The organism is Geobacillus sp. ZGt-1 (assembly GCF_001026865.1).
Lineage (GTDB): Bacteria > Bacillota > Bacilli > Bacillales > Anoxybacillaceae > Geobacillus > Geobacillus thermoleovorans.
Genome location: NZ_LDPD01000062.1, coordinates 1 through 3,418 on the forward strand (window position 1 = coordinate 1; position 3,418 = coordinate 3,418).

The window sequence follows — 3,418 nt, forward strand, 5'->3', positions numbered from 1 at the left end:
CAGCGGTCGTCATCGCCTTTCCGACGCACGAAATTAAAAAAGTGCCAAAGCTTTTCAAAGTCATTTTCACGGAATCAACGACGCCGACGGTCGAACAACTGATTCCGCTGTTCGTCGATTGGGCGAATATCGCCCGCCGCGAAGGGCTGCTGGCGCTCGAGGCGAAATTGGACGACATTGACGACCCGTTTTTGCGCAACGGACTCAGCATGGCAATCGATGGGCAAACGCAAGAGTTCATCCGGGATGTCATGACAGAGGAAATCGTCGCCATGGAAGAGCGCCACGAAGCGAATGCCGCGATTTTTTCCCAAGCAGGCACGTACGCGCCGACGCTCGGGGTGCTTGGGGCCGTCATCGGCCTGATTGCCGCCCTTGGCAATATGGAAAACATCGCCGAGCTCGGCAAGGCGATCAGCGCCGCTTTTGTCGCCACGATGCTCGGCATTTTCACCGGCTATGTGCTTTGGCATCCGTTTGCCAACAAACTGCGGCGGAAATCGAAGGAAGAGGCGCGCGTGCGCTACATCATGATTGAAGGGGTGCTGTCCATTTTGGAAGGACAAGCCCCGCGCATGATCGAACAAAAACTCGCCTCATACTTGCCGGAAAACGAGCGGCGCCAAGCGCTGGTGCAAGGGGAAACGGCCAATGGCTAAGAAAAAAAAGAACAAGCATGACGACCATATGAGCGAGGCATGGCTGATTCCGTACGCGGATTTATTGACGCTATTGCTCGCCCTATTCATCGTCTTGTTTGCGAGCAGCCAAATCGACCAAAAGAAGTTTCAAGAAATTGCGCGCGCCTTTAGCACCGCCTTTGCCGGCGGAACGGGTGTTCTTGACTTTCAAAGCCCGATCGAGCCGATCACTCCACCGGCCCAAGACGAAGAAGGACGGCATCAAGCAAAGCAGCCTTCCCCAGCCGTAAACGGAAAGGAAAAAGAAGAATTAGGGCAAATCAAAGCGAAAATCGACAGCTACATCCACGACAACAAGCTGACGGGAAAACTGCAGACTTCCTTGACGGACGAAGGGCTCGCGATTACCATTTTGGATGATATTTTATTCGACTCCGGCAGCGCCGAAGTGCGCATGAAAGACCGGCGTCTTGCGGCGGAAATCTCCGCTTTGCTCGTCATGAACCCGCCGCGCAATATCATCATCAGCGGCCATACGGACAACGTGCCGATCCATAATGAGAAATTTGCTTCCAACTGGGAGCTGAGCGTCATGCGCGCCGTCAATTTCATGAAAGTGCTGCTTGAAAACAAGCAACTCGATCCGCGCTATTTCAGCGCCAAAGGGTATGGCGAATACAAGCCGATCGCCTCCAACGCCACCGCTGCCGGGCGGATGAAAAACCGGCGTGTCGAAATTTTAATTTTGCCGCGCACCGACGTCAATGATTCGTCCACATCCACTCAGTGACCGCCGCGCCTTCAGCGGGCGGTTTTCTTTAGCCGTCGCTTTGCCAAAACTCTCTTTTCCATGTCCAAACAGAAAAACCGGCGGTTCGCCGGTTTTTCCTCCTTCGTCCACAAAGACCTTTATTCGAAAAAATCAAAGCTTGATCGTCCATTTAATGACTCCGGCTTTGGCAAGCGCCTCAACCAAAATGACAACGACCGGCCCGACGAACAACCCGATAAAGCCAAGCAGCTGAAACCCCAGATAGACGCTGACGAGCGCGGCGAGCGGGGAAATGCCCAAATTGGTGGAAAACACTTTCGGCTCAATGATCCGGCGCACGACGGTGATGACGACAAACAGCACGATGAGCCCGATGCCAAGCGTATTGTTGCCGTTCGCCATGCTGATGAGCCCCCACGGAACAAGCACGGAACCCGTTCCTAAAATCGGCAAAATATCAACGACGACGATGACCAGCGCCATCAACGCCGCATAGTCGACCCCCAACACGAAAAGGCCAGCCAGCGCGAGGAAAAACGTAATTAAACTAAGCAAAAACTGCGCTTTTAAAAAGCCGATCCCCGCTTTGCTCAGCTGGGCGACGACCATCCCAAGCCGCTGTTCGGTCCGTTCGGACAAATAGCGGCGCATGCCTTGCTTCAGCTGCGGCAAATCGAGGCAAATGAGAAACAGTGCGATCAAATACACTAAAAAATGAATCAAAAACGCCGGAATGGCGGCAATATAATGGACGAGCGACTGCGTCAAGTTGGTCGCAAACGACAAAAGCATTTGCTCGACGGTATTGACGCCGCGTTCAAGCGAATCGATGATTTCCTGCGGAATGGAGCTGGAATACGACTGCCACGTTTGAATGAGGCGGTCGAGCACTTTCGTCGCTTCGTTTAGCACATAAGGCAGTTTTTGCGAGAGCGCCATCACTTGTTGCACAAAAATCACGACTAGAAAGTAAAGGGAAAGCCCAAGAATGATGATGAACAATGAAAAAATCACCGTGACGGCGTGCGCGCGCTTCAGCTTATAGTTTTCTTGCAATCGGCGGATGGACGGCTCGAGCAAAAGCGCGGTCGCAAGTGCGAAAAGAAGAGGCATGCTGTATGGCACAAGCCATAGCCCCACAGCGAATAGCAACGCAATGATAATCCAACGTTTCACGTTCGTCCCTCATTTTTCATAAAAATTTAGCCAAAAGATGGTTCATGTATAAATATAGCCGACAGCATGCGGACGGGCAACTATTTCATGCGCTCGTTTTCATCTGCAGCGCGGCGTCGTCGTTGCCAAACGATGTAAATCGCCGCCACCGCCACCCCCGCTGCAATAGCCGGTCGGACGTATGGCGCCGCCATCTCGTCAATTTGCCGCCATCGTTGGCCAAGCTGCTCTCCCAACCAAATAAACAAGATGGACCATGGGATGATGGCCAACACCGTGTAAATCGTAAACGGCAACCACTTCATCCGCGCAATGCCGGCGGGGATCGAAATCGCATGGCGGACAACGGGGATAAACCGGGCGCTGAAAATGACGCCGGGGCCAAATTTCGCAAACCAGCGTTCCGCCACATCCAAATGTTTTTTCTGGATCAATACATATTTCCCATACTGATCTAGAAACGGCCGTCCGCCATAGTAGCCCATCCAATACAAAAACAACTGCGCCACCGTGCCGCCTATTGTCCCAGCTGCCACGGCCCCAGCAAATGAGACATCCCCCCGCGCTACCAAATAACCGGCATAGGCCAACACGATCTCGCTGGGGATCACTTCCACCATCAAGGCGAGAGCGATGCCGACATAGCCTAAACTGGTCAAAAAGGAAAACATCGATTGAATGACTTCGTGCACCGTTTTTCCTCCTTGTCTTTCGCTTCCTTGTCCATTTTTTCATTATACTATACGTTCCTTGCCAACAAAACGGGAAAAGCGGCTGATCATTCAGCCGCTTTCACGAGTGTCGATGATCATCTATATAGATGCAATTT

At 52.5% G+C, this 3,418-nt stretch carries 4 protein-coding genes; 2 read left to right on the forward strand and 2 right to left on the reverse strand.

Annotated elements, in window-relative coordinates; genetic code table 11:
• Positions 1-659, forward strand: a 659-nt coding sequence (gene motA, locus VU18_RS15485; protein ID WP_047758442.1) for a flagellar motor stator protein MotA, incomplete at its 5' end; no start/stop codon positions are given.
• Positions 652-1,431, forward strand: coding sequence for a flagellar motor protein MotB (gene motB / locus VU18_RS15490; RefSeq protein WP_013524187.1), 780 nt, complete (start codon positions 652-654; stop codon positions 1,429-1,431). The genes motA and motB, both read left to right, overlap by 8 nt.
• A 132-nt stretch (positions 1,432-1,563) precedes the next feature.
• Here motB and ytvI read toward each other — a convergent pair whose 3' ends face one another.
• Together ytvI and VU18_RS15500 are read right to left on the reverse strand one after the other, a co-directional pair.
• Positions 1,564-2,589: a sporulation integral membrane protein YtvI gene (gene ytvI, locus VU18_RS15495; RefSeq protein WP_047758443.1), complete on the reverse strand. Its 1,026-nt coding sequence runs from the start codon at positions 2,587-2,589 to the stop codon at positions 1,564-1,566.
• An 80-nt stretch (positions 2,590-2,669) separates the two neighbouring features.
• On the reverse strand, positions 2,670-3,281 hold the full coding sequence (locus tag VU18_RS15500; RefSeq protein ID WP_047758444.1) for a DedA family protein: 612 nt from the start codon (positions 3,279-3,281) through the stop codon (positions 2,670-2,672).
• Between the last annotated feature and the right edge of the window lie 137 nt (positions 3,282-3,418).